A 24,903-nucleotide genomic window follows, 5' to 3' on the forward strand; every position below is an offset into this window, starting at 1 on the left:
CGATCAAGTTCTGATAACGGTCGCAACGTCAGCGTCGTCGCCGATGCGGATCATGCCTCAGGGCCACTTTGCGACAGCAATTCTATCAACCCGGCCAATGCCACCGACACGGCCAGCTCACGCACGCCCTGGCGATCGCCGGGCAAGCGAAGGCAGCGTACGTGCTGGTCTCTTTCATCGCCCCAGGCGAACCACACCGTACCCACCGGCTTCTCGGCGCTGCCACCCTCCGGGCCGGCAATGCCGCTGACCGCAACGCCAAGCTCCGCGCCGCTGTCACGGCAGGCGCCAGCGACCATTTCGCGCACGGTCGCCTCGCTGACGGCGCCGTGCGTCTCCAGCGTCACGTTCGAGACTCCCAGCAGGCGCTGCTTGGCGGCATTGGAATAGGTCACGTAACCGGTTTCGAAATAAGCGGAACTACCGGCGATCGCGGTGATGGCGCTGGCGACGCCGCCGCCGGTGCAGGATTCCGCCGTCGTCACCCGAACGCCTCGTGCCAGACAGGCTTCGCCCAGACGCCGGGACAGCTCGTCGCACCCCAGTTGGACCTCGGAAGGCACCGTGGATTCCAGTGACATGACCTCTCCTTCTTCTAATCCCGACACGCTTCTTCTAATCCCGACACGCTTCTGTCAATGACAATGGTTGTCCTATCGGCGGCACGATTCCCGAAACGCTCTCCGGATGATCGTATCTGAATGAAAGCGCCCAAAGACCACAGGAAGCCAACTGCCATTCAGTATGCGGAGAATCGGCATTCGTGCAATGCAGAGGATGAACCCACATTCGAATTGGCCACGTGTGCAATGCCTCCCTATACGGGACGCATGAAGACCCATTTTAGACAATGCTCAAGGATCGCCATCCAGCGCCGATAAAGCGTCATGGAGACGACGTCTCTCTTCTAGGCGCCCTCTTCTAGACGCCCCTCTTTTATGGACATCGCATGAAATCTGGCATTTCCATTGCTCTGATCATCATCGTGCTGCTGGCGCTGGCCGCTGGCGGCGTGCTCGCCAGCGACCTGCGCTGGCCGCTGCCGGCCGATGCGCTGGCACCGTTGGGCCTGTATCTACTGACGCTGGTACTGGCCGGCTGGCTCTGCGTGCAACTGGTGATTCTGGTGAGAGGGCTGACGCACCAGCAGCAGGCGCTGATCGAAAGCCAGGATGCGGTGCGCCGCCAGCTGGAAGCAGCCGAACTGTCCCAGTTGATGAGCCAGTTCGTACAGCATGCCGAAGCGTTGCTGGACAAGGAGGGTCTCGATCCCAACAAGCGCAGCGTCATGCGCTGTCTGGCGGTCGATGCCCTGCGCGGCAACAGCGGCCGGGGTGACGTGAATTACACTCGCCTGGCGCAACTCTTCGAATGGCTGGACGCCGAGGCACAGCGCCACGAGAACGACGCACATCGCCTGCAGCTGATGCTGCCGACACTCATGCAGTACGCCGAAATCGCCTGGCAGCTGTGTCAGGTCGGCGAGAGTCAGGCGGAGCGGCTGTCGCGCTTTCTGCAACATCAGCCGGCGCCGCCCTCCCGCCACGACGTCTGATCGGAAGCCACGACGAGCGTCGTGGCGATCGGTCGGTTACAGGTACCCCAGTCAGCGCGGTACCAATATCAACGCAGAATGAGCGTTGCCGTCCGCGCATGGCGCAGCATGGCCGTCGTGGTGCTGCCGACCAGCAGGTGGCGAATCCGCGAGTGGCCGTAGGCTCCCATGATCATCAGGTCGATCCGATGCTGGTCGGCGTAGTCGGCGAGCATCTCGTCGACGTCGCCGGCCAGAATCGTGCCCTGGGCGTCGACTTCTCCCTCGCGAAGCCGATTCAGCGCCCACTCGAGCTGGGCTCGCTGATCGTCGGTACCGGCCCCGACCATGATCACGTGACAGATCAGACCGTTGAGCAGCGGGCTCTCGGCGATCATCTCGACGCCCTTGCGGGTCGTCCGGCCACCGTCGAAAGCCAGCAGCAGTCTCGAAGGCGGCTGGAATTCCGGAGGCGTCACCAGAATCGGGGTATGCAGCGTGCGCACGACCCGCTCCAGATTGCCGCCGAGATGTTCTAGCGTTTCATCCTCCGACTCGCCGCGCTTGCCCAGCACGACCAGGCGTGCCTGAGGCTCACGCTCGACCAGGGATTCGATCAGATTGCCGTGACGCAGCGCAGTGGGGACCGTGGTATTCGGGGCCAGGCGCTCGGCCTGGCCGCGGGCGGCTTCCAGCAATTCGCGACCGTGCTGCTGAGCCAGCCTGGCACGCTGCTCGTCGAGCTCGGTCAGCTGTTCGCGCAGGTGCTCGCGGCTTCCGAGCCCGATCTGCCCGCTGGCATCGGTTGCGCCGAGACACGGCGCCTTACTCAGCACGTGCATCAGCTCGAGCGGGGCGCCGATCCGTTCGGCGGCCCAGGAAGCCGCGGCGCACACCGCGAAAGCGTGACGCGAATCGTCGATGCAGGCCAGAACCTGACGTTCACTCATGGGATTCTCCTCTCAGCCGTTCTTGGTTGATGATCGAAAGCGGACCAGCTCGGCCCGATAATCGGGGTCAGTGACCCATGAGCTTCTCTACGGCATCCGGCTTGTCATGCACCCCGAAACGATCGACCAGAGTGGCACTGGCCTGATTCATGCCCACCACTTCGACCTCGGCGCCTTCGCGGCGGAACTTGATCACCACGTTGTCCAACGCCTCGACCGCCGTGATATCCCAGAAGTGGGCGCGGGAAACGTCGATCGTGACGCGCTCGACCGCCTCCTTGAAATCGAAGCCGGCATTGAAGCGGGTCGATGATGCGAAGAACACCTGTCCCACGACCTCATAGTTGCGCGTCTTGCCGTCATCGTCCATGCGACTCCCGATGTAGAGAATCTGCCCCACCTTGTTGGCGAAAAACAGCGACGCCAGCAGCACGCCGACCAGCACACCGATCGCCAGGTTGTGAGTGGTGACGACGACGGCGACGGTGGCGATCATGACGATGTTCGTCGACATCGGGTGGCGGCGCAGGTTGACGATCGACTCCCAACTGAACGTCCCGATCGAAACCATGATCATCACCGCGACCAGGGCGGCCATCGGAATCTGCGAGACCCAGTCGCCCAGGAAGACGACGAGAATCAGCAGAAAGACACCGGCCACCAGCGTGGAGAGACGCGTGCGTCCACCGGATTTCACGTTGATCACCGACTGGCCGATCATCGCGCAGCCCGCCATGCCGCCGAGCAGGCCGGAGAAGATGTTGGCGATGCCCTGCCCCTTGCACTCGCGGTTCTTGTCGCTCGAGGTATCGGTCAGTTCATCGACGATCGTTGCAGTCATCATCGACTCGAGCAGGCCGACAACGGCGATACCCAGCGAATACGGCAGGATGATCATCAGCGTATCGAGATTGAGCGGCACGTCGGGCCACAGGAACACCGGCAGGGAATCCGGCAGCTCGCCCATGTCGCCCACGGTACGGATATCCATGCCGCTGACCATGTAGACGATCGTCAGCACCACGATGCATACCAGCGGCGATGGCAACATCTTGCCGACGACCGGCAGGTACGGAAACAGGTAGATGATGCCGAGCCCGGCCGCCGTCATCGCGTAGACATGCCAGGTCACGCCGGTCAGCTCCGGCAGCTGCGCCATGAAGATCAGGATGGCCAGGGCATTGACGAAACCGGTGACCACCGAGCGCGACACAAAGCGCATCAGCTCGCCCAGCCTGAGATAGCCGAACACGATCTGGATCACCCCCGTCAGCAGCGTTGCCGCCAGCAGGTACTCCAGACCGTGATCGCGCACCAGGGTCACCATCAACAGCGCCGTGGCGCCGGTGGCGGCAGAGATCATCCCCGGCCGACCGCCGGCAAAAGCGATCACCACCGCCATGGAAAACGATGCATAGAGACCAATCTTGGGATCGACGCCGGCGATGATCGAGAAGGCGATCGCCTCGGGGATCAGCGCCATCGCGACGACGGTGCCGGCCAGCACATCGGCGCGAATATTGGAAAACCAGTGCTGTTTTATCGTTTCTAACATGGGCAGTTCCCTGTCATGAGCCGCGATAGGCCGTTGCCGATGGCGCCGATCCGCCCGTCAGCCAAAGCGGAATGGCCACCGGTATCGCCCGGTCGTCGACGGGATCGATACAGCGTGCAGTCGAACGACGGCCACGCAGTCGCGGCAAGAGTTTGATTTGAATGGGTCGAACAAGAACATGCCGTCGTGCAGATACAGGGGTATCGGAGACAGCGAAGCGCGCGCAAGAGGCACGCCGGGGTGGGGCGTTACGCTAGGGTGGCGTCATACTGGCGATGACATTGTCGAATCGGTCTGGCATGACAATCGACCTTGTCGAATACGTCGTGGAATGATCGTGGCTGATAGCGCGCAGGAGTCTACCACCAACGTCGAAAGGTTCCCAGACGGAATTCCCGGGAACGGCTATCGGCAGATCAGGAAAGTATCGGCGTATCAGCGATCATGCACTTCGAGAAAGCGCTGCATGGCTTCGACGGTGGCATCGCTGCAGTGGTGCTCGATCCCTTCGGAATCGGCTTCGGCCACATGGGGCGGTACACCGAGCGCCAGCAGTGTCGACAGCACCAGCTGGTGGCGCGCCTCGACCTTCTCGGCCAGTTCGCTGCCCTTCTCGGTCAGAAAGACGCCGCGATACGGGCGCGCCTCGGCCAGACCGTCACGCTTGAGCCGGGCGATCACCTTGGAGACCGCAGCGGCACTGACGCCGAACCGTTCGGCCAGATCGCTGGCCCGGGCCTCGCCGTGGTCGCGGTGCAGCTGCGCGATCTCCTCCACGTAATCTTCCACCAGCTCCTGCTGGTGATCGAGACGCGTGCGCTCGAAGCGGGCATAACGTGGGCGTGGCGTTGCTGACATGGTGTTCTCGTCGACGGGCAGAAATGATGGGCGGCGGGGGTCGTTCAGGAGTCCGCCCGCGCGCGTCCTAGAGAGCCTACAGCAACTCGAAGGCCAACACATAACCATTCAGCAAGATGATGACTGCCGCAATGACGCATCCCAGCCCGGTCACCCAGGGGCGACTGGTCAGATTGCCCATCAGACGGTGCTGGGCAGTGAAGTGGATCAGCGGGATCAGCGCGAAGGGGATCCCGAAGCTCAGCACCACCTGGCTGGCGACGAGAACCTGCTGCTCGGGGAATCCCAGCATGATCACCACGATCGCCGGCAGCATGGTCATCAGGCGCCGCAGCCACAGCGGGATGGTGAAACCGACGAAGCCCTGCATCACCACCTGCCCCGCCAGGGTGCCGACGATCGACGAGGACAACCCGGCCATCAGCAGCGTGAAGCCGAACAGGGTGCTCGCCAGCTCCTGGTTCATCAGCGGCGCCAGCAACTGGTAGCTCTGCTCGATCGTGGCGACGCCGGTACGCCCGTTGCCGAAGAAGACCGAAGCGGCCAGTGCCAGCATCGAAAGGTTGATGACACCGGCGATTCCCATGCCGATCACCACGTCCCACCGATAGTAGCGCATGGCGCGGCGACGCTGCTCGTCGGTATGGGTCGCGACGCGTCGCTGCGACAGCGACGAGTGGAGATAGATGACGTGCGGCATCACCGTCGCGCCCAGAATGCCGGCGGCGAGAAATACCGCATAGCCATCCGGAAACCCGGGCAGCAGCAAGCCCTCGAGCGCCGGCGCGGCCTCGGGGCGCCCCATGACGATCTGGATGACGAACCCGGCAGCCACCGCCAGCAGCATGCTGCCGATGATGATCTCGAGCAGGCGAAAGCCGAAACGCTGCATGTAGAGCGCCGCGTAGGTGATCGCCCCGGTCAGCAGCGCCCCTTCGAGCATCGTCATGCCGAACAGCAGGTTGAACGCCAGCGCGGCACCGAGAAATTCGGCCAGATCGGTAGCGATCGCCACCAGTTCGGCCTGGACCCAGTAGAACCAGACCAGCGGCCGCGGATAGCGCTCCCGAATCATCTCCGCCAGATTCTTGCCGGTTGCCAGCCCCAGCCGCACCGACAGCGTCTGGATCACCATCGCCATCAGGTTGGCCCACAGCACGACCCACAGCAGCACGTAGCCATAGCGCGAGCCGGCTTCGATGTTGGTGGCGAAGTTGCCCGGATCGATATAGGCCACCGCCGCGATCATTGCCGGCCCGAAGAACGGCAGAAAGCGCGACAGCGTCGAACGACGCCGCGCAGCTGCTGGCGCCGTCAGGTGTTCGTCACGGGCTTGGGTCAAGGAGTTGGACACGATTGCCTCTGGAGATGGTCAACACCAAGGTGATGATCCCCTGGTTATCAAGTTAAACCTTGGTTGACAAAATATACCCCAGTTACCAACGACGCAACGGTGTCACGTCATGAGTTATTTCAATCAGGACGATTGATTCCCATGGTTACCTCACCCAAGCCCGATGACCCTGCGTTGCGACAACGGGCAGGCCCAGGCGGCTTTCAGCCGCAATCTGGAGTCGCACGAAAACTAGCGCCACCGCAGAATCGGCCAGCCCCGCGCCTCGGCGGTTTTGCGCAGACGCTCGTCCGGCTGCGTGGCATGCGGATGATCGACGAATTCGAGCAATGGCAGATCGTTGAAGGAATCGCTGTAGCCCCAGGTCTCCCAGCCTTCGGCGAAGCCGGTGTCGTGCGCGTCGAGCCACTGGGCAAACGCCTCGAGCTTGCCGCGCTGGTAGGTCTGGATGCCGGTCGGCTCGCCGGTGAAGCGATCGTCGGCATCGAACTCGGGCAGCGAGGCTAGCGCACCGTCTGCGCCGACAGCGTGCGCGATGGGCTCGACCAGATGGTGCATCGAGGCGGAAATCACCAGCGTGGCGTGTCCATCCCGGCTGTGTGCCTGGAGCCGTTCCACCCCTTCCCGCATCAGGCGCGGACGCACCCTGGCATCGACGAACGCCTCGACCTGTTCCCGCACGACCTGACGGGAACGGCCGACCAGCGGCGCTAGCGTGAAACGCAGATGGTCGGTCATGTTCAGCGTACCGGCGTGGTACTGTCTGTCGTGCTCGCGCATCCGTGCCAGCAGCGCCTCGCCATCCTCGACCCAGCCGCAATCGATGATCCACTCGAGCCACAGATGCGTGCAGTCGCCGTCGAGCAGCGTGTCGTCGAGATCGAAGATGGCGAGCGCGGATGGCCGGTGTGGCGAAGGAGGTTGTGACGTGGCCAAGCGAGACTCCCTGTTCTATCGGCGGAATGAATCTCAAGCATACACGCTCCCGCCGCCACGGTGACCCGGAGTCAGATCTCTTCCGGCGGCCTGGAGTCGGACTTTCGGGGATCGAATCCCGCCATGGTCTTGAACGCCTCCATAATGTCCATCGGCAGCGGAAAGACGATGGTCGAGGCGTTCTTGTTGCTCATGTCGCTCATGGTCTGCAGATAGCGCAGCTGCAGCGCCGCCGGGTTGCGCGACATGATATCGGCCGCCTCGACCAGCTTCTCGGCCGCCTGCTGTTCGCCCTCGGCGTGGATCACCTTGGCCCGGCGTTCGCGTTCGGCCTCGGCCTGACGGGCGATGGCCCGTATCATGCTCTCGTCGAGATCGACGTGCTTGATCTCGACATTGGCCACCTTGATGCCCCACGCCTCCGTCTGGGCGTCGATGATCTCCTGAATGTCGTCGTTGAGCTTGTCGCGCTCGGAGAGCATCTCGTCGAGATCGTGCTTGCCCAATACCGAACGTAGCGTGGTCTGGGCCAATTGGCTGGTGGCGTTGACGAAATGCTCGACCTGGATGATCGCCTTCTGCGGATCGACGACGCGGAAATAGAGCACCGCGTTGACGCGAACGGTGACGTTGTCCTGGGAAATGACATCCTGTTCCGGCACGTCCATGGTGATGACGCGCAGATCCACGACCTCCATTTTCTGAACCACCGGGATCAGGAAGAACAGCCCCGGGCCCTTGACGTCCTGAAAGCGGCCCAGGAAAAACACCACGCCGCGACGGTACTCCGGCAGAATCCGGATCGAGGCCAGCAACAGCAGAATCAGCAGTACCACAGGTACCAGATAGGCGAACATCATCTCGTCTCCTCCATGGGAAAACCGATTGCCGCTTCTTCAGCCTGATATCGAAAGGCTTCGGCATATCGGTTTCAAATCGACGTCGGGGAACGCTCGACGCTCGTGGGTTCCACGCTGACGGTCAAGCCGTCCAGCGCCATGACGCGCAGCCTGTCGCCTTTCCGGATAGGCCCCTTGCCACGCGCCTGCCAGCGCTCTCCGTGCAGCAGCACCTTGCCGCGTCCGGCGGAAAAATCCCCCAGCGCCACGGCCTCGGCACCGATCAACTCCTCGCGACCGGTCAAGGGCATGCGCCGCCGCACTCCCATCAGGCGCATCACGCCCCACAGCAGGAAGCCGGCCGCCACCAGCGCCGTGCCACCGATCAGCGGCCACGCCACGGCACTGTTGGCCTCGTCCATCAGCAGAATGGAACCGATCACGAACGCAGCGATACCGCCCGCGCCGAGCGCGCCGAAACTGGGCAGGAAGGCTTCGCCGATGATCATGGCCAATCCCAGCAGCACCAGCCCCAGGCCGGCCAGATCGATCGACAGCACCTGAAAGGCAAACAGCCCCAGCATCAGGCTGATGCCGCCCATGACGCCCGGCACCAGCGTGCCGGGGCTGGCGAGTTCGAATACCAGCCCGTAGAAGCCGATCAACAGCAGGCCGTAGGCCACGGTGGGGTTGGCGATCAGCGACAGCAGCGACGTGCGCCAGTCCGGCGCTTCGCGAACGAGTTCGATCTCCGCCGTCGAGAGCGTTCGCATCCCGTCTTCCAGCTCGACCTGCCGGCCATCCAGTTGCGCCATCAGATCATCGAGATCCACGGCCACCACGTCGATGACATTGCGCTCGAGCGCCTCCTTCGCGCCGAGATTGGCCGCCTCCCGTACCGCCTGCTCGGCCCAGTCGGCGTTGCGGCCGTGACGTTCGGCGTAGCCACGAATCGTGGCCACGGCATCCTCGATCATCTTCTGGCGCCTCGCCTGGCTGTTGGCGTCCTCGGGCGTCTCTCCGCCCAGGGTCACCGGCGTGGCCGAACCGAGATGGGTGCCCGGCGTCATCGCCGCGATGGGGCTGGCGTAGAGCAGATAGGTGCCGGCGCTGGCTGCCCGCGCCCCGCTCGGAGTGACATAGGTCGCGATCGGCACCCTGGCGGCGAGGATCGTCTGCGCCAGCCGACGCATCGACTCGACCTGACCGCCGGGCGTGTCGAGCTCGACGACGAGGAGTTCGGCGTCCATCGACTCGGCGCGACGGATGCCGCGTTCGACGTAATCCCGCGTCGCCGGATTGATGCTGTCGTCGAGGGTGAGCACCAGCGCCCGATTCGCGGCCGGCGACTGGGCCAGCGCCGTCATTGCCAGGATGCCGCCCAACAAGAGACAGACGAGCCAACAGGCGCAGCGCTGTCGGCGCGTCAGGAATCTGCGAGAGTGGCTCGTGGAATCGATCATGTTCGCAGCGTAGCCAGTTTCCCGTGTTCGTGCCGCTGGATCATGGTGTCGTATCGGCTCGCCGACGCCCGAGCGTATCCAGGACAAGCGCCGGTATCGGCGGCGCGGCTCCCGCTCCTCGTGTTTCCCCTTGGTTTTTTTGTCATCATGAGCGCAGCAGTCGTACGGATCCCCCAAGTCCACCGCTGTGTTCCGCCGCTTCGGAGTAACGAATCATGCGCCTGGACTACGCAGGCCCCTTCCCCGAGCCCGTGGGCTTTCTCCTCGTCCCGCGCTTTTCGATGATGGCGTTCTTCTCGGCGGTGGAGCCGCTGCGAATCGCCAATCGACTGGCCGGCCGCGGGCTCTACCGGTGGCTGCTGATCAGCGAAGACGGCCAGCCGGTCACCGCCAGCAACGACATGACCCTGCTCGTCGATTGCGGCCTGGCCGATGCCCCTTCCCTGCCGACCCTGGCGGTGTGTGCCGGTTTCGAGCCGGAGCGCGACCTGTCGCGTCGCCTGTCGCAATGGCTGCATCGCCAGGCCAGCGAAGGCTGTCTGCTGGGCGGCATCGATACCGGCCCGCTGATCCTCGCCGAAGTCGGCTTGCTCGACGGCCATCGCCTGACGCTGCACTGGGAAAGCCTGCCCGCCTTTCGCGAGCGCTTCCCGGGGCTTGACGCAGTGGAATCGCTGTTCGAGATCGACAACCGCCGCTTCACCTGCGCCGGGGGTGCCGCCGCCATGGACATGACATTGAGCATGATCGCCAGTCGCCACGGCCAGGACCTGGCCGACGCTATTTCCGAACAGCTGATCCACGCCCGCCTGCGCCCGCGCCAGGAACATCAACGCCTGCCGTTGGCAAAACGCCTGGGCACGCACCGCCGCCCGCTGGTCGATGCCGTCGCGCTGATGGAGCAGCATCTCGAGCAGCCGCTGTCGATGACGGCGCTCAGCGAACGCATCGGCCTGTCGCTGCGCCAGCTCCAGCGCCTGTTCCTCGAGGAACTCGGCAAGCGCCCGCGGGATTACTATCTCGAACTGCGCCTGGACCGCGCCCGTCATTTGCTCGAAGAAACCGACCGCGACATCCTGAGCATCGGCCTGGCCTGCGGTTTCAGTTCGGCCTCGAGCTTCTCACGCGCCTATCGCCAGCGCTACGCCCAGGCGCCGAGCGATACTCGCCGCCCCGCCGAGGCGCCTTCACCCACGATCGATCGCGACCAATAACCGCAAGAAAATGGCGTTTTAGAGCAACCTTCGCGCCGGGGCATCCGCCACGCTGGTGCCGATATCACGCCGCTGGCTGCAGGGATGCTATCTGGAACGCATCGACCCCGCGGTTTCCAGCGGGGTCGATGGTGCTTCCAACGGCTGGTGAATCGATCAGCGTCGGATCCCGATTCTGCGGCCGGCGGCCTTCGGCCATTCCTCTCCGGCTTTCGGTAGCACCTCGACGCTCGCGGCCACCGGCTCGGGAAACGGCGCCGGGCGGCCGCTGGCCACGTCGATCCCCATCAGCATCTGTTCGCTGGTCGCCAGCGTATCGCCGTCGGCATTGGTCAGCGTGAACAGCAGGTGCAGACGCTTGGCGTCGCTGTCCAGCAGCGTCAGCGCCACCGCCAGCGCCTCGCCACGATGCGCTTCCTGGCAGTAGCAGAGATGCGTCTCGAGGGTGTAGATCGTGTAGCCGTGCTCGGCACGGCCGGCCTCGTCGAGACCGACGCGATCCATTAGCGCCTCCACCGCCAGCGAGAAGACCCTGGCGTATTCGGCATCGTTCATGTGGCCGTTGTAATCGACCCAGGCGTCCTGCACCCGGGTCTTGAACAGCGGTTCGGTCGTCGTCTCGCTCATCGGATACGCCTCGTTGATCAGATTCGACCCTGGAGCCCTTCGGCTTCCGGCCAATATTTCTGGGTCAGCTCGAGCAACTCGGTGAGAAACGCGTCACGGCGTGTCTCGAGCTCGGCAACGCTGCGTCCGGCCGCCTGATGCTCGCAGCCATCGGCCACCTTCTCGATCAGCTCGTCGGTCAGTTCGGGCGCTTCCAGCTTGGTCCACGGCAGTTTCAGCGCCGGCCCGAACTGGTGCAGCATGTGGCGCATGCCGCCATCACCACCGGCCAGGTGGAAGGTGAGAAATGTCCCCATTAGCGACCAGCGCAGGCCACAGCCGTAGACCACCGCGGCGTCGATCTCCTCGGTGGTGGCGACGCCGTCGTTGACCAGATGCAGCGCCTCGCGCCATAGCGCTTCCATCAGGCGGTCGGCGACATGACCTTCGATCTCGCGACGCACCACCAGCGGACGCATGCCCAGCGCGGCGTACCGGGCCTGGGCGCGTTCGATGACCACCGGCGCGGTGTGCTCGCCACCGACCAGCTCCACCAGCGGCAGCAGATAGACCGGATTGAACGGATGCGCCACGATCACGCGGCCCGGCGCCTTCTGGCAGGCGGACTGCAGATCGCTCGGCTTGATGCCGGAGGTCGAGGAGCCGATCACCACGTCCGGCTCGGCCAGCGCGTCGAGCTGGCTCAGCACGTCGTGCTTGAGCGCCAGCCGCTCGGGCACGTTTTCCTGGATCAGCTCGGCGCCCTTCACCGCGGCTTCCAGCGAGTCGACGAAGGTCAGCGCCTTCGGGTCGGCGTCATCGGCAAGCCCGAGTCGCTCGAGTGACGGCCAGGCGCGCTCGACGAAAGCGCGAGTGCGCGCGGCGGCAGCGGGATCGGGGTCGAAGGCGGTCACACGGCAGCCGGCGGCCAGGGCGCGGGCGATCCAGCCGTTGCCGATCACGCCGGTACCGATCACGGCGACGGTCTTGGGAAGCGTGGTAGCGTTCATCACATTTCTCGAAATCGGGTAGGGAAAAGGTAGCGGCCGCCGGACGATGCCGACGGCCGGTTCCGTGGGCGCGAACCCTGGGGACCATCAGTAGGGATCAGGGCTGGCGCAGTGCCAGCGACTCACGGGTCTGCTGCGGCGTCTGCACCTTGCCGCCGAGATTCTCGACGAGGGTCGCGGCCCGCTCGACCAGTTGCGCGTTGGTCGCAAACACGCCCTTGCTCAGATAGAGGTTGTCTTCCAGGCCGACCCGCACGTGACCGTCGAGCAGGACCGACTGCGCCACCATCGGGAACTGCTGGCGGCCGATCCCGAACGCCGACCAGATCGCGTTTTCCGGCAGCTTGTTGCGCATCGCCAGCATGGTTTCGGTGTCCGCTTCGGCGCCCCAGGGAATGCCCAGGCAGAGCTGGAACAGCGGATCGCCGTCGATCAGCCCTTCTTCGATCAACTGACGCGCGAACCAGACGTGGCCCAGGTCGAAGCACTCGAGTTCCGGCTTGACCCCGGCCTGCTGGATCAGACGCGCATGCTCGCGCAGCCAGTCGGCGCTGTTGAGGTAGACCATGTCGCCGAAGTTCAAGCTGCCGCAGTCCAGCGTGCACAGTTCCGGCAACAGCTGGCCGACCGGCTCGTGGCGCTCGGCCGGTGTCTGCAGGTCGGTCCCTTCGAGGCCATGGATCATGCCGTCGCGAATCTCGGGGAACAGATCGCCGCCGCCGCCGGCGGTGATGTTGATCACCGCATCGACATCGGATTCGCGGATGCGCTCGACGACTTCGCGGAAATGATCGGTGGAGTGGCTGACGCCGCCGGTTTCCGGGTCGCGGACGTGCAGGTGGACGATGCTGGCCCCGGCGCGGGCGGCGTCCAGCGCGCTGTCGGCGATCTGCTTCGGGGTGACCGGAAGATCCGGATGCTTGCCGGCAGTATCGCCGGCACCGGTGACAGCACAGGTAAGGATGACGTCGCGATTCATGGAGGAGCCTCTCGGTCCGGCCCCGAGCCGATCCCGGCACGGGGCAGTGTATGAGCGCACCGGCAGGTGCGTTGCGATGGCTCTCATTGTGGGTGCCGAGCGGGCCCACGTTTTGTCATGAGACGTCGTGACATTGACCGGAAGCGACAACCGGCAATTCGTATCTTGTAAAACTTTCGTTGCATAACGCTACCGCCACTGCATGGGCTGGACGCTCTGTTCGCCAAGCCGACGAACCGTTAGGCTGCCAAGATATCCTTGTCCGCAACACGGAACCGCCATGTCCTATTCCGCACTGACACAGCGCATCGCCGGCGAAGGCGCCAGCGCCTGGAACATTCACTTCCGCGCCAAGGCGCGTCAGGCCCGCGGCGAAGATGTCATCATCCTGTCGGTCGGCGATCCCGATTTCGACACGCCGCCTTCCATCGTCGAGGCCGCCGTCACCAGCCTGCGCAGTGGCGCGACCCATTACGCGGACGTGCAGGGGAAGCACGCCCTGCGCGAGCGCATCGCCGCCTTCCACCGCAGCCACGGTGGCCATGCCGAGACCGACGCAGACCACGTCGCCGTGCTCGCGGGGGCGCAGTGCGGTCTCTACGCCACGGCCCAGTGCCTGCTCGATCCGGGTGACGAAGTCATCATTCCCGAGCCGGCCTACGTCACCTACGAGGCCGTGGTGCAGGCCACCGGCGCCGTGCCGGTGTGGGTGCCGCTGTCCGCCGACGACGGTTTCCAGCCGCGGGTGGCCGCCATCGAGGCGTCGATCACGCCGCGCACGAAGGCGATTCTGCTCAACAGCCCGCACAACCCCACCGGCCAATGCCTGTCGCCGACAATGTGGGAGTCGATCGCCACGCTCTGTCGCGAACACGATCTGTGGCTGATCGTCGATGCGGTCTATGCCGATCTGATCTTCGACGGCGAACACGTAAGCCCCGACAGCCTGCCGGGCATGCGCGAGCGCACCGTGGTCATCAGCAGCCTGTCGAAGTCCCACGCCATGACCGGCTGGCGGCTCGGCTGGGTCATCGGCCCCCGCGAGCTGATGTCGCACCTGGTCAATCTCGCCCTGTGCATGCTCTACGGATGCCAGCCGTTCATCCAGGACGCCGCCATCGCCGCGCTGGACGAACCGCCGGCAGCGCTGGCCGCGATGCGTGATACCTACCGGGAACGCCGCGATGCCGTGGTCGAGACGCTGCGCGACAGCGAGACCGTCGCCACGCTGCCGCCCGCCGCGGGCATGTTCATGATGATCGATATCCGCGCCACCGGGCTCGGCACGCACGCCTTCGCCGACCGGCTGCTCGACGAGCACGACGTTTCGGTACTCGCAGGCGAGGCCTTCGGCGCCTCCGCCGCGGGCTTCGTGCGCCTGAGCCTGACCGTGGATGCCGAGCGTCTGCGCGAGGCCTGCCGCCGGATCGAGCGCTGCGCCCAGGAGTGCCAGGGAGAATCCCGACTGGCGGCCAGACCGCTCAACGGCATGACAAGCTGAGGCCGAATCCGCACAATACCGCGACCACGACCTCGTCAAAGATCAACGGCAGGACAACGCCCATGGCATCTCCGGACTCATTCAAGCGCCCATCCAAGGGCTCTTTCAAGGTCTATGTCGACGGACAGGAAGGCACCACCGGCCTGCGGCTGTTCGACTATCTCCAGGCTCGCGACGACATCGAGCTGCTGCGCATCGACAGCGACAAGCGCAAGGACCCGGCCGAGCGGGCACGGCTGCTGAACGCCGCCAACGTCGCCTTCCTGTGCCTGCCGGACGCGGCCTCCCGCGAGGCGGCGGCGATGGTCGAGAATCCGGAGACCTGCCTGATCGATGCCAGCACGGCGTTCCGCACCGATCCCGACTGGGTCTACGGGCTGCCCGAACTGAGCGACGACCAGCGGGAGCGGATTCGCGCCAGCAAGCGCATCGCCAATGTCGGCTGTCACGCCAGCGCGTTCATTCTGCTGGTACGTCCGCTGGTGGATGCCGGGTTGCTGCCGGCGGACTACCCGCTCTCCGCCTTCTCGCTGACCGGCTACAGCGGCGGCGGCAAGAAGATGATCGCGGACTACGAAGCCGCTATCGAAGAAAGATCCAGCAGCGAAGGCCGTCTCGACGCGCCGCGCCCCTATGCCATGGCGCTCGGCCACAAGCACCTGCCGGAAATGCAGCAGCACGGTCGCCTGGCCCGGCCGCCGGTGTTCTCGCCGATCGTCGGCCCCTTTCTGAAAGGCTTGATGGTCAACGTACCGCTGCAGCTTTCCCATCTGCCGGCCGGGGTGCGGGCGGAAGATCTGCTCGACGCCTATCGCGCCCATTACGCCGGCGAGCCGTTCGTCCAGGTCAGGCCTTTCGAGGAGATCGACAACCTGGACAACGGATTCTTCGACGTCCGGGGCGCCAACGAGACCAATCGCGTCGACCTGTTCGTGTTCGGCAACGAAGAGCGGGTCTGCCTGGTATCGCGGCTCGACAACCTCGGCAAGGGTGCCGCCGGCTCCGCGGTGCAGAACATGAACGTTCATCTGGGCGTGGACGAGACGACGGGCTTGAGCGTCTGAGGTCCGAGATCTGAGGACCGAGGTTCGAGATCTGAGGTCTGAAACGAAAACCGCCGGTCCGGACTCGAGCAGGTCCGGCCCGCCGGTTCAGCGCCTCGCCGAAGTTGATGACACCGCTTTAACGGCGCCGATACTTCTCCAGATAGGCGTGGATCGCCGCGATATCCTGCTCGCCGTATCCGGCGCTGACGGCATCGGACCAGAGATTGCGAATCTGCGCCAGCGATGGCAGAGCCTTGTCGTCGCCCGCTTCCAACGCCAGTCCTGCGTCCTTCAGCCCCCACTGCATCGCCATCTGCGGGTCGAAGTCGCCGCTGTCGATCATGTCCAGCTTGAGCTTCATGTAGGGCGTGGCCAGCGGCCCGCCATCCAACACCTGCCACAGGTCGTCGCCCGCGACGCCGAGCGTGTCGGCAAGATGGGCGGTTTCGGCGATTCCCTGCATCATCGAGATCAGCCAGGCGTTGATGACGACCTTCATCCGTGCGCCCTGGCCGGCCTGGCCCAGCCAGTGGGTCTGCTTGCCCAGCACGTCGAAGATCGGCTCGACCACGGCGCCGGCACGCTCGCGATCACCGCTGGCGAGGATGGCGATCTTGCCCTGCTCCGCCGGCGCCTTGGTGCCGGAAACCGGCGCATCGATGAAGACGACGTCGTCACGCGCTTCGCCGGCCTCGGCGATCAGTCGGTCGGTCTCGGCCACGCCGAGGGTGCCCATCTGGATCAATGTCGCACCTGCGGGCATCGCGGCCAGCGCACCGCCGCCGCCCAGCAGTACGTCACGCGTCACGGCGAAATCCGGCAGCATCAGGATCATTGCCTGGGCGTGCGCGACGGCGTCGCCCGGCGACTCGGCCAGCCGCGCGCCCGCTTCGACCAGATCCGTAGCCTTGGCGGCAGAACGGTTCCAGACGGTGACATCGAAATCGGCTTTCAGCAGATTGGCCGCGAAGGCATGCCCCATGGCCCCCAGGCCCAGCACGGCGACGGAACGAGAATCGGACATCGGGTTGATCCTTGGAAAAGTGTAGGCTCCTAACTATAGACGATACCGCCGTTGTTCAAGCGCAGGGCCGTTTCACTGCCATAGCGACAGTAGCGACCCGCCGACAGGGTCGGCGTCCGGCAGCGCGACAGCGGCAACCCGACGGCAGGCGGCCTCGATCTCGCCGGGATCGCCGCGCTCCACTTCCCACGACTGCCCCGGCGGATAGGCGCCCACCATGGTGAAATCCTCGCTGGCGTCGAGACAGGCGTGACCGACGCCCGCCGGCAGTACCAGCACGTCGCCGGCAGCGATATCGTGCTCGCTACCGTTGGGGCCACCGAGACGGATATGCGCGCGGCCGCGAAAGACGCCCAGCGCCTCGTGGGCGGTGGAGTGGAAATGATCGAAATCGTAGAGACCGTACCGCCACTGCGGCGGCCACTGGTAACGGTCGAACAGCGCTTCGAAGCGCGCCGCCGGGTTCTCCTCGGGGCCATCGAGGACCTGACGATAGAGCAGCACCGGCAGCGGCGAGTTGGGAAAGCCGCTGGCCGCATCCGGTTTTAGAACCAGCATCTCGGGTTGGGGCATCGTCATGGTTTCCTCCTCGATTCTCGATTCCGGGTTTCAAGCTCCAGGCTCGACACCTAGAAACCTAGGCGATAGCCGCGGAATCGCCAGCCCCCTTCGCCGACATCGGCATGCGCGGGATCGCGCAGAGGCTCAGCGCAGCAAACAGCAGCATTGGCCAGAGCGCCAGGTTTGCGTCGGCGAACCGTTCCGCTAGCCAGCCGCCGATCATTGGCATGACGAAAGCCAGGCAGTAGCCGACGAAGGACATGCCGGCGGTCAGCGAGGCCACTGCGTCACCTCGCTCCAGACACGGCGGCAGCGCCATGATCAGCGTGAGTTCGAGAGTGATGCCGAATCCGGAAATCACCAGCGCGACCAGCGCCGGCCATCCCTCCAGCGCCAGAAAGGCAGCCAGACCCAGCACGCCGAGCGTGGCGAACAGCCCCAGCGGCCAGCGGCGGGAGACCCAGCGTCGCCCCCGCCACAGCATGGAGAGCGAGGCCGCCAGCGGGCTCGCGTTGTAGAGCAGCAACGCCAGCGCCAACAGATCCGCCTCTCCGCGGGCATCGAGAATGCTGCTCATGTAGGCGTTGGTCGCCATGAAAAGCCCCACCGAGGCCGCCAGCGGCACGCCCATCAGCCAGACACGGGCGGTGCGCAACGAGATCGAGCGGCGCGGCGCGTCTTCGGGTATCGCGGTTTCGTCAGGGCGCTGCGGACGCCGCCGCAGGCGCCACACCAGCAGCGCGACGATCACCAGTGCCGGCAGCGACCACAGCAGCATCGCCACCTGCCAGCTCCCCCCGGCCAGCGCCAGCACGACGGGCCGCGTGCCCCCGGCGCCGATCAGCTCGCCGACCGTCATGCCGTTGAGATAGACCGAACTGCCCAGGGCCAGATGGGCCGGTGTCCAGTCCCGCAGCAGCGCCGGTATCGTCACCTGCATGACCGCCAGCCCGAGCCCCATGACCACCGAGGCGCCGAACAGCAAGGGCGCGGAAAGCGTGATCCCGCGCGCGCCGGAGCCAATTGCCACGACCGCCAGCGCCAACGCCAGGGCGCGCAGCATGCCGATACGCCGGGCGAATCGCACCGCCAGCATCATGCTCAACGCCAGTACCACGTACGGCACTGTCGTCAGGGCGCCGACGGCGGCACTGCCCAACGACAGCGATTCGGCAATCTCCCCGGCCAGCGGCGGCGCGATCAAAATCGGCAACCGCATGTAGAGACCGACCAGCCACAGTAGCGTCAAGGCGCCCCAAGGCAGGTTCGAAGAAAAAATCGATGAGAGAAAAGAAGATTGCACATGCGAGCGCTGGGCCATGACGCCACCTGATGAACGAGCGCCACCGAGAGACTGGCGCCGTGAAATGAGCGCCACGACTAGCGCAATGAACAAGCGCTTGAAAATAACAGAACCGCGCCCTCCGTTCAGTCTTTCAGCCCGCTTCCGGCGACAGCCAGGCCGAGCGTCTCTCATGAGCGACGCACGGCACAAAGATCGCGCAAACGCGCCCGTCTAAAAAGCCCATATTGCAACGAAACGATGTGGTTAATTTACGACAAGAATCACGCCATCCGCGATTTTTGGCCAACGGACGCCAGTAGAAGAAAAAACAATACGAAACTCGACCTCTCGATGCCGTTATTGGCATTCGTCATCGCCGATAAGTCACCGACTGGCGTTCTCCATATTAACGTCCTAATAGTGAACGCATGCTTTATAAGCTGGCTTCCTTAATGCATCATTTCGCTCCAGCACGCGTGCTGACACGATCAACCTCAGGTCGACAGCCCGTTCTCTGGACGCCTCATCAACAGGATTTCGATCATGCCCGAAACGCAACGGCCGAACTATCGCAGTGCGCTGGTCGTCGTCACGACGATCTTTTTCATGTGGGGTTTCATCACCTGTCTCAACGATATTCTGATTCCTCACCTGAAAGCGGTCTTCTCGCTGAACTACACCCAGACCATGCTGATCCAGTTCACCTTCTTCGGTGCCTATTTCATCATGTCGCTGCCGATGGGCAAGGTGCTGGCCAAGGTCGGTTACAAGAACGCCATCAGTCTCGGACTTCTGATCGCCGCCATCGGCGCGGTGATGTTCTACCCTGCCGCCAGAGCGCCTTCCTATCCGCTGTTTCTGACCGCACTGTTCGTGCTGGCCAGCGGCGTCACCATGCTGCAGGTCGCCGCCAACCCCTACGTCAGCCTGCTGGGGCCGGAGGGCTCCGCTTCCAGCCGGCTCAATCTGGCGCAGGCGTTCAATTCGCTGGGCACGACGCTGGCCCCCTATTTCGGCGGGATGCTGATTTTGGGTGCGACGGTACTGGGCGCCAGCGAGCTGGCCGACATGTCCGCCGCTGACCGGATGGCCTACAAGGTCGAGCAGGCACAAAGCGTGCAGCTTCCTTATCTGCTGCTGGCTGCCGTGCTCGCGATCCTCGCGGTGGTGGTCTATCTGTGGAAGCTGCCCAACTTCAAGGAGCAGGCCAGCGACGACAGCCCGACCGAGAACGTCACCGCCGCCCAGGCCTTGCGTCATCCTCACGTGCTATTCGGCGTTATCGGCATCTTTGCCTATGTCGGCGCCGAGGTCTCCATCGGCAGCTTCATGATCAACTATCTGTCGCTGCCGGAAATCGGCAACATGAGTGAAAGCAGCGCGGCCAGCTATGTCGCCTACTACTGGGGCGGCGCCATGATCGGCCGTTTCATCGGCTCGGCGTTGATGCAGAGATTCCACCCCAGCCTGCTGCTGGGCCTGTTTGCGATCGTCGCGGCGCTGCTGGTGCTGACCACCATGCTGACCTCCGGCCACATCGCGATGTGGAGCATCGTCGCCATCGGGTTGTTCAACTCGATCATGTTCCCGACCATCTTCACGCTGGGGATCGCCAAGCTCGGCCCGCTGACCAGCAAGGCATCGAGCCTTTTGATCATGGCCATCGTCGGCGGCGCCATTCTCCCTGTCGCCCAGGGCGCGATCGCCGACACGGTCGGCATCCATCACGCCTTCGTGCTGCCGCTGATCTGCTACCTGTTCATCGCCTTCTATGGCTTCCGCGGCTCCCGGGTCATCAACCCGCACCCGTCGGTCCAGGCTGAAGCCAAGATCGCTTCGTAATGCTCCAACCGGAACAAGGAACGCCCCTCCATGGAGGGGCGTTTGTGGTTTACTGCTTGGCTATCTTTCCCTGACGGCAGTGACCACGATCTCGATCAGGGTGCCCGCGCCGAGATCGCCGGCGCCAATCGTCGCGCGAGCCGGTAACGCATCGCCGAACCAGTCTGTCCACACCGCATTCATCTCCTGCTTCAATGCGAGGTCGGATACGAAGACATTGGCCGACACGACCTGCGAGCGGTCGATACCGACCTCGTCCAGATAAGTGCCGAGCTTTTCCAGCACCTGACGTGTCTGCCCTGCCATATCCAGCGACATGTCGTCGGCGGCAATACCACCGAAGAACAGGATTCCGTTGGCCTCCACGATGCGATGCATGATGGGTGTCTTGAGGTGACGCATGATCATCAACAGCTCTCCTGTGAGAAAGCGCCAACGCTATCAGTCGCTTTCTATCACGGATAATGCCAATCGCCGCGCATGCTATAGCGCGTTGTTATGACCACGACGGAAGATTGAGCGTTTCCAGCTTGCGCAGGAAAGCAGCACGGAATGCCTGGGCCAGTTGCGACAACGGCTGATCGCGCGGCGTCAACAGGGAGAAATCCTCTCCCAGCTCGACTGCCAGCGGCTTGAGTGTCACCCCGCCTTGCCCCCATGAAGCTGCACTGATCGGATCGAGAATGGCTATCCCCAGGCCATGGGAGACCAAGCGAGTCGCCTGTAGCGCCAACGACACCTCGATACGGCGGCGGGGCCTGGCGCCCGCACTTTCCAGGCGGCGATCGAGTTCTATCCGTAGCGGGTCGTGGCGTTCGAAGCAGATCAATGCCTGATCGTCCAGGTCGCTGATGGCGATGGCGTCTCGCCGGGCCAGCGGGTGATCCAAGGACATGGCGCAAAGGCTCGGCAGCCGGTAACGAGTCTGATCCACGCGATCCTCGTTTTCCGCCACGATGGCAAACCCCAGATCGCAGCGTTGCGTCATGACTTCGTCGATCACCTGCTCGGAGCGGAAGGTGGTCAACTCGACATCGGCGTCCGGATGCTCGGGAACGAAATCGGCCAGGACATCTGGCAGGAACGTCATGCCCAGCAGGGGCATGGTGCTGATTCTCAATCCGCCGACTTCCCGTTCACGAATGCGAGTCGCGGTATCACGCAGATGATCGATGCCGCGCCACACACTCACGACTTCGCGATGGAATAGCCGCGCTTCCGGCGTCGGAGTCAGCCGGCCGCGTACCCGCTCGAACAACGCAAAACCAACGTCATGTTCGAGCTGCTTGAGCAAGCGCGTCACCCCGGGCTGAGCGGTACGCATTCGTTGAGCGGCGGCGGTAACGGTGCCGCACTCCATCATCCATTTGAAGGCAAGGATCTGCCGATCGCGCAGTTGAGGTGTACGCATAACATTAGGCTATAGAGCGACCATTGATTGGTATTGGATAGTATACCGACTCTGTCGCTATCGTCAGCCAAATGCCTTGGTTGGACGACAGTATGCGTCAGGACTTCTTTATCGTCGGTGGTGGCGTGGTCGGGATGGCGATCGCCTATGGCCTCGCCCGTGCCGGTCAGGGCGTGACGGTCCTGGACGCCGACGATACGGCCTTTCGGGCGTCACGCGGCAATGCCGGATTGACATGGGTCCAGGGCAAGGGCGTAGGCATGCCGAGCTATGCGGAAATAAGCCTGGATTCGGTCCAGGCCTGGCCGTCCTTCGCTCTCGAGCTGCAGCAGCGTACCGGCCTCGAGCTCGAGTATGAGCAACGCGGTGGCGTCGATTTATGTCTGGACGAAGAGGAAGCCCACGCCAGACGAACGGAATACCGCGAGCTTCAGGCACAGTCCGAACGTCTGCGTCGGGATTTTCATTGGGAATATCTGGATCGGGAGCAATTACTCCCTTTTCTGCCCGGCCTGGGCGAACGCGTCGCTGGCGGTACCTGGTCGCCCCATGACGGGCATTGCAATCCGCTGTACCTGCTCCGAGCGCTTCATGCTGCCTGCCGGCGTCTTGGCGTCGACATTCGTCAAGCGACCCCGGTCGAAAATCTGGCGCGAACCGAATCGGGCTTTCGGGCGACGTTACGCGAGAGTCATGTCGAGGCCGAACGTTGCATCGTCGCTGCCGGGCTCGGCGCCAAAAGGCTTGCACCGCAGCTCGGGCTTTCGGGTGATGTCTTTCCGTTACGAGGGCAGATGCTGATCACCGAGCGCATGCCTCGTGTCGAGCAGTTACCGACGCCCCAGATTCGCCAGACAGCGACCGGCGGCTACCTGATCGGTGACACCCATGAACGAGTCGGTCACGACAAGGGCGTTACGCTTCCGATGTTGCAAACGCTGGCCGACAAGGCAGTCCGTATCTTCCCGTTTCTGCGCTCGACCCGCCTGGTTCGTGCCTGGGCCGCTCTCAGAGTCATGACGCCGGATGGCTATCCGCTCTACGAACGCTCACTGACTCATCCCGGCGCCTATAACGTCAATTGCCACAGCGGCATCACCCTGGCTGCCTTTCATGCCGATGGCCTTGCCCAGGCAATCCTGGACGACCGGATTCACACACATTTTTCGCAATTTTCGGGAGCACGCTTCCATGTTCCGTCGACTCCCTGAAACGGCGAGCGACTCGGCCGAAGTCACCCTGTGGGTGGATGGTGAACCACAGCAGGTGGGCGCCACGCTGAGCGTCGCTGCGGCACTCCTGCAACAGCGCGGCTGGGCCGAATACCGCCTTCACCATGACGGTACGCCCCGTGCGCCGTTGTGCATGATGGGAGTTTGCCACGACTGCCTAATCACGATCGACGGCGAGCCCAATCGTCAAGGCTGCCTTGTCATCGTCAAAGATGGCATGCGTATCGAAACGCAAATGCCCGCAGCCCAGCCAACACCCGGAGCGTCGACAGGATGAGCGAGAATCCCACATCGTCCCAGGTCGCCGAAGTTGCCATCATCGGTGCGGGCCCCTCAGGCCTCACTGCCGCCACGCGCCTGACCAAGGCGGGTCTGAAGCCGGTGGTATTCGATCTCAATGCCGCCCCCGGCGGACAAGTCTACCGGCAAGTCGAATCTCCGCAGGCCGATCTTCGAGTGACAGGCATCGACTACCGCCTCGGCCAACGAGTGGTGGAAGCCTTTCGCCGCGCCCGGGTCGATTATCGACCCGACAGCCGGGTGTGGTGGGTACAGCGCGTCGATGCCGGTTTCGAGCTGGGCGTGTTACATGAAGGGCGCTCCGCTGTCTGGCGGGCCCGGCGTCTGATTCTCTGCCATGGTGCGATGGAACGTCCGTTTCCTTTTCCCGGCTGGCAACTACCAGGCGTGATGACCGCCGGTGCCGCCCAGATCCTGCTCAAACAAGGCGGCCTGCTCCCCGAGGACGCGCCGATACTCGTAGGCAGTGGGCCGCTGATCTATCTGCTCGGCTGGCAATATCTTCAGGCTGGACATCCCCCGACCTGCATACTCGATCTCACGCCGCGCCTCCAGTGGCGCCTGCCGCTTCGCCAGCCGGGGAAGGCCTGGCATGCACGCGGCTACCTGTTCAAGGGCCTGAAAATGATGCTGGCCCTGAAGCGGGCCGGCGTTGCCATCGAGCGTGATATCGAAGCCCTCGAGGCGATCGGCGACAAGGTCCTGGAGCAGATTCGCTATCGTCAGCGTGGACATTGGAAGCAGCGCCCGGCGAGTCTGTTGCTGAGCCATGTCGGCGTCATGCCAGAAACCCACCTCACGCGCTCGCTCGGCCTGACGCATCGTTGGCACGCCGAACAACAGAGCTTCTTGCCGGTACGCGACGACACCCTGAGCGCTGACGAGAATCTGTGGGTCGTGGGCGATGGTGCTGCGATAGGCGGCGCGGTGAATGCCATGCGGGAGGGAACGTTGAGCGCGCTGGAGGTCATTGCGTCCTATCACGGGCTCACGAAGAAGGAACGGCACGAACGTGATGGCTTACGCCGCGAGCGCGCCCGGGATCTCTGCGCGCGCCAGTTGCTGGACGCCATGTTTCTCCCGTCGCTGAACATCGATGCCATGCCCGAAGAAACTATCATCTGCCGTTGCGAAGCGCTGACCCGCGGCGATCTCGATCAAGCGATCTCGGATGGTGCCGAGGGCCCCAATCAACTCAAGGCCTTCACCCGCTGCGGCATGGGGCCGTGCCAGGGACGTCAGTGCAGCCTCAACGCCACGCTGCTGCTTTCCCGACGCCTGGCGCAAACACCCGATCAGATCGGGCAATGGCAGATACGCCCCCCGGTCCAGACGATCACGCTCGGCGAACTGGCCACATCGAGCATGGTCGAGAACCGCGTAACCTAGTCATAACGATGCTG

General features: G+C 64.0%; 24 protein-coding genes. 8 read left to right on the forward strand and 16 right to left on the reverse strand.

Annotated elements, in window-relative coordinates; all coding sequences use genetic code 11:
• Nucleotides 1-50 precede the first annotated feature (50 nt).
• A complete protein-coding gene (locus DOM32_RS00860; protein ID WP_071230650.1) occupies nt 51-581 on the reverse strand; it encodes a CinA family protein in 531 nt (176 codons plus the stop codon).
• A 368-nt stretch (nt 582-949) separates the two neighbouring features.
• Between DOM32_RS00860 and DOM32_RS00865 the strand changes: the two genes are divergently transcribed.
• Nucleotides 950-1,555: a hypothetical protein gene (locus DOM32_RS00865; RefSeq protein WP_110630345.1), complete on the forward strand. Its 606-nt coding sequence runs from the start codon at nt 950-952 to the stop codon at nt 1,553-1,555.
• A gap of 68 nt (nt 1,556-1,623) precedes the next feature.
• On the opposite strand, the gene DOM32_RS00870 is transcribed toward DOM32_RS00865, so the two are convergent.
• From DOM32_RS00870 to DOM32_RS00900, 7 genes are all read right to left on the reverse strand, one after another.
• Nucleotides 1,624-2,484 (reverse strand): universal stress protein, encoded by an 861-nt coding sequence (locus DOM32_RS00870; protein WP_110630348.1) that lies wholly within the window; start codon nt 2,482-2,484, stop codon nt 1,624-1,626.
• 67 nt (nt 2,485-2,551) lie between these two features.
• Nucleotides 2,552-4,039 carry a SulP family inorganic anion transporter gene (locus tag DOM32_RS00875; protein WP_110630350.1) on the reverse strand — a complete coding sequence of 496 codons (1,488 nt, stop codon included), beginning with the start codon at nt 4,037-4,039 and terminating at the stop codon, nt 2,552-2,554.
• 435 nt (nt 4,040-4,474) lie between these two features.
• On the reverse strand, nt 4,475-4,897 hold the full coding sequence (mntR, locus tag DOM32_RS00880; RefSeq protein WP_071230646.1) for a manganese-binding transcriptional regulator MntR: 423 nt from the start codon (nt 4,895-4,897) through the stop codon (nt 4,475-4,477).
• Nucleotides 4,898-4,973: 76 nt separating this feature from the next.
• Nucleotides 4,974-6,251 (reverse strand): Nramp family divalent metal transporter, encoded by a 1,278-nt coding sequence (locus DOM32_RS00885; protein ID WP_244179750.1) that lies wholly within the window; start codon nt 6,249-6,251, stop codon nt 4,974-4,976.
• A 231-nt stretch (nt 6,252-6,482) separates the two neighbouring features.
• Nucleotides 6,483-7,187, reverse strand: coding sequence for an HAD family hydrolase (locus DOM32_RS00890; protein WP_110630352.1), 705 nt, complete (start codon nt 7,185-7,187; stop codon nt 6,483-6,485).
• A gap of 71 nt (nt 7,188-7,258) precedes the next feature.
• Complete coding sequence (locus DOM32_RS00895) at nt 7,259-8,047, reverse strand: slipin family protein (RefSeq protein WP_071230644.1); 789 nt, start codon at nt 8,045-8,047, stop codon at nt 7,259-7,261.
• A 71-nt stretch (nt 8,048-8,118) separates the two neighbouring features.
• Entirely contained in the window at nt 8,119-9,489 is a 1,371-nt protein-coding gene (locus DOM32_RS00900) for an NfeD family protein (RefSeq protein WP_110630354.1), read from the reverse strand.
• 215 nt (nt 9,490-9,704) lie between these two features.
• On the opposite strand from DOM32_RS00900, the gene DOM32_RS00905 reads away from it, so the two are divergent.
• Entirely contained in the window at nt 9,705-10,703 is a 999-nt protein-coding gene (locus DOM32_RS00905) for a GlxA family transcriptional regulator (protein WP_110630356.1), read from the forward strand.
• Between the two features lie 156 nt (nt 10,704-10,859).
• Here DOM32_RS00905 and DOM32_RS00910 read toward each other — a convergent pair whose 3' ends face one another.
• The 3 genes from DOM32_RS00910 to DOM32_RS00920 all read right to left on the reverse strand — a co-directional run bounded on the left by DOM32_RS00910 (nt 10,860) and on the right by DOM32_RS00920 (nt 13,298).
• Nucleotides 10,860-11,330: a thioesterase family protein gene (locus DOM32_RS00910; RefSeq protein ID WP_110630358.1), complete on the reverse strand. Its 471-nt coding sequence runs from the start codon at nt 11,328-11,330 to the stop codon at nt 10,860-10,862.
• A 17-nt stretch (nt 11,331-11,347) separates the two neighbouring features.
• Nucleotides 11,348-12,319: an L-carnitine dehydrogenase gene (locus DOM32_RS00915; protein ID WP_110630360.1), complete on the reverse strand. Its 972-nt coding sequence runs from the start codon at nt 12,317-12,319 to the stop codon at nt 11,348-11,350.
• A gap of 97 nt (nt 12,320-12,416) precedes the next feature.
• Nucleotides 12,417-13,298 (reverse strand): beta-keto acid cleavage family enzyme, encoded by an 882-nt coding sequence (locus DOM32_RS00920; protein WP_110630362.1) that lies wholly within the window; start codon nt 13,296-13,298, stop codon nt 12,417-12,419.
• Between the two features lie 280 nt (nt 13,299-13,578).
• Here DOM32_RS00920 and DOM32_RS00925 point away from each other — a divergent pair, with 280 nt between their 5' ends.
• Together DOM32_RS00925 and argC are read left to right on the forward strand one after the other, a co-directional pair.
• Nucleotides 13,579-14,799, forward strand: a complete 1,221-nt coding sequence (locus DOM32_RS00925) for a pyridoxal phosphate-dependent aminotransferase (RefSeq protein WP_110630364.1) — start codon at nt 13,579-13,581, stop codon at nt 14,797-14,799.
• A gap of 62 nt (nt 14,800-14,861) precedes the next feature.
• The gene (argC, locus tag DOM32_RS00930) at nt 14,862-15,863 is read left to right on the forward strand and encodes an N-acetyl-gamma-glutamyl-phosphate reductase (protein ID WP_110630366.1); all 1,002 of its coding nucleotides are present in this window, start codon (nt 14,862-14,864) and stop codon (nt 15,861-15,863) included.
• A gap of 118 nt (nt 15,864-15,981) precedes the next feature.
• Here argC and DOM32_RS00935 read toward each other — a convergent pair whose 3' ends face one another.
• From DOM32_RS00935 to DOM32_RS00945, 3 genes are all read right to left on the reverse strand, one after another.
• Entirely contained in the window at nt 15,982-16,869 is an 888-nt protein-coding gene (locus DOM32_RS00935) for an NAD(P)-dependent oxidoreductase (protein ID WP_110630369.1), read from the reverse strand.
• Between the two features lie 72 nt (nt 16,870-16,941).
• Entirely contained in the window at nt 16,942-17,448 is a 507-nt protein-coding gene (locus DOM32_RS00940) for a cupin domain-containing protein (RefSeq protein ID WP_110630371.1), read from the reverse strand.
• A 58-nt stretch (nt 17,449-17,506) separates the two neighbouring features.
• Nucleotides 17,507-18,679, reverse strand: coding sequence for an MFS transporter (locus tag DOM32_RS00945; protein ID WP_208625270.1), 1,173 nt, complete (start codon nt 18,677-18,679; stop codon nt 17,507-17,509).
• A gap of 579 nt (nt 18,680-19,258) precedes the next feature.
• Between DOM32_RS00945 and fucP the strand changes: the two genes are divergently transcribed.
• Nucleotides 19,259-20,557: an L-fucose:H+ symporter permease gene (gene fucP, locus DOM32_RS00950; protein ID WP_110630375.1), complete on the forward strand. Its 1,299-nt coding sequence runs from the start codon at nt 19,259-19,261 to the stop codon at nt 20,555-20,557.
• A 60-nt stretch (nt 20,558-20,617) separates the two neighbouring features.
• Here the strand turns inward: fucP and DOM32_RS00955 are convergent, their stop codons facing one another.
• Together DOM32_RS00955 and DOM32_RS00960 are read right to left on the reverse strand one after the other, a co-directional pair.
• Nucleotides 20,618-20,965, reverse strand: coding sequence for a RidA family protein (locus DOM32_RS00955; RefSeq protein ID WP_110630376.1), 348 nt, complete (start codon nt 20,963-20,965; stop codon nt 20,618-20,620).
• Nucleotides 20,966-21,053: 88 nt separating this feature from the next.
• A complete protein-coding gene (locus tag DOM32_RS00960) occupies nt 21,054-21,968 on the reverse strand; it encodes a LysR family transcriptional regulator (RefSeq protein WP_110630378.1) in 915 nt (304 codons plus the stop codon).
• 92 nt (nt 21,969-22,060) lie between these two features.
• Here DOM32_RS00960 and DOM32_RS00965 point away from each other — a divergent pair, with 92 nt between their 5' ends.
• Genes DOM32_RS00965 through DOM32_RS00975 form a run of 3 tightly spaced genes read left to right on the forward strand, consistent with a single transcriptional unit; the run spans nt 22,061 to nt 24,889 of the window.
• A complete protein-coding gene (locus tag DOM32_RS00965) occupies nt 22,061-23,179 on the forward strand; it encodes an NAD(P)/FAD-dependent oxidoreductase (protein WP_157956995.1) in 1,119 nt (372 codons plus the stop codon).
• A complete protein-coding gene (locus tag DOM32_RS00970; RefSeq protein WP_110630382.1) occupies nt 23,160-23,477 on the forward strand; it encodes a (2Fe-2S)-binding protein in 318 nt (105 codons plus the stop codon). Before DOM32_RS00965 ends, DOM32_RS00970 begins: the two co-directional genes overlap by 20 nt.
• Nucleotides 23,474-24,889: an NAD(P)/FAD-dependent oxidoreductase gene (locus DOM32_RS00975; protein WP_110630384.1), complete on the forward strand. Its 1,416-nt coding sequence runs from the start codon at nt 23,474-23,476 to the stop codon at nt 24,887-24,889. The genes DOM32_RS00970 and DOM32_RS00975 overlap by 4 nt, the downstream gene beginning before the upstream one ends.
• Nucleotides 24,890-24,903: the final 14 nt, after the last annotated feature.

The organism is Salinicola salarius, assembly GCF_003206135.1.
Taxonomy (GTDB): domain Bacteria; phylum Pseudomonadota; class Gammaproteobacteria; order Pseudomonadales; family Halomonadaceae; genus Salinicola; species Salinicola salarius.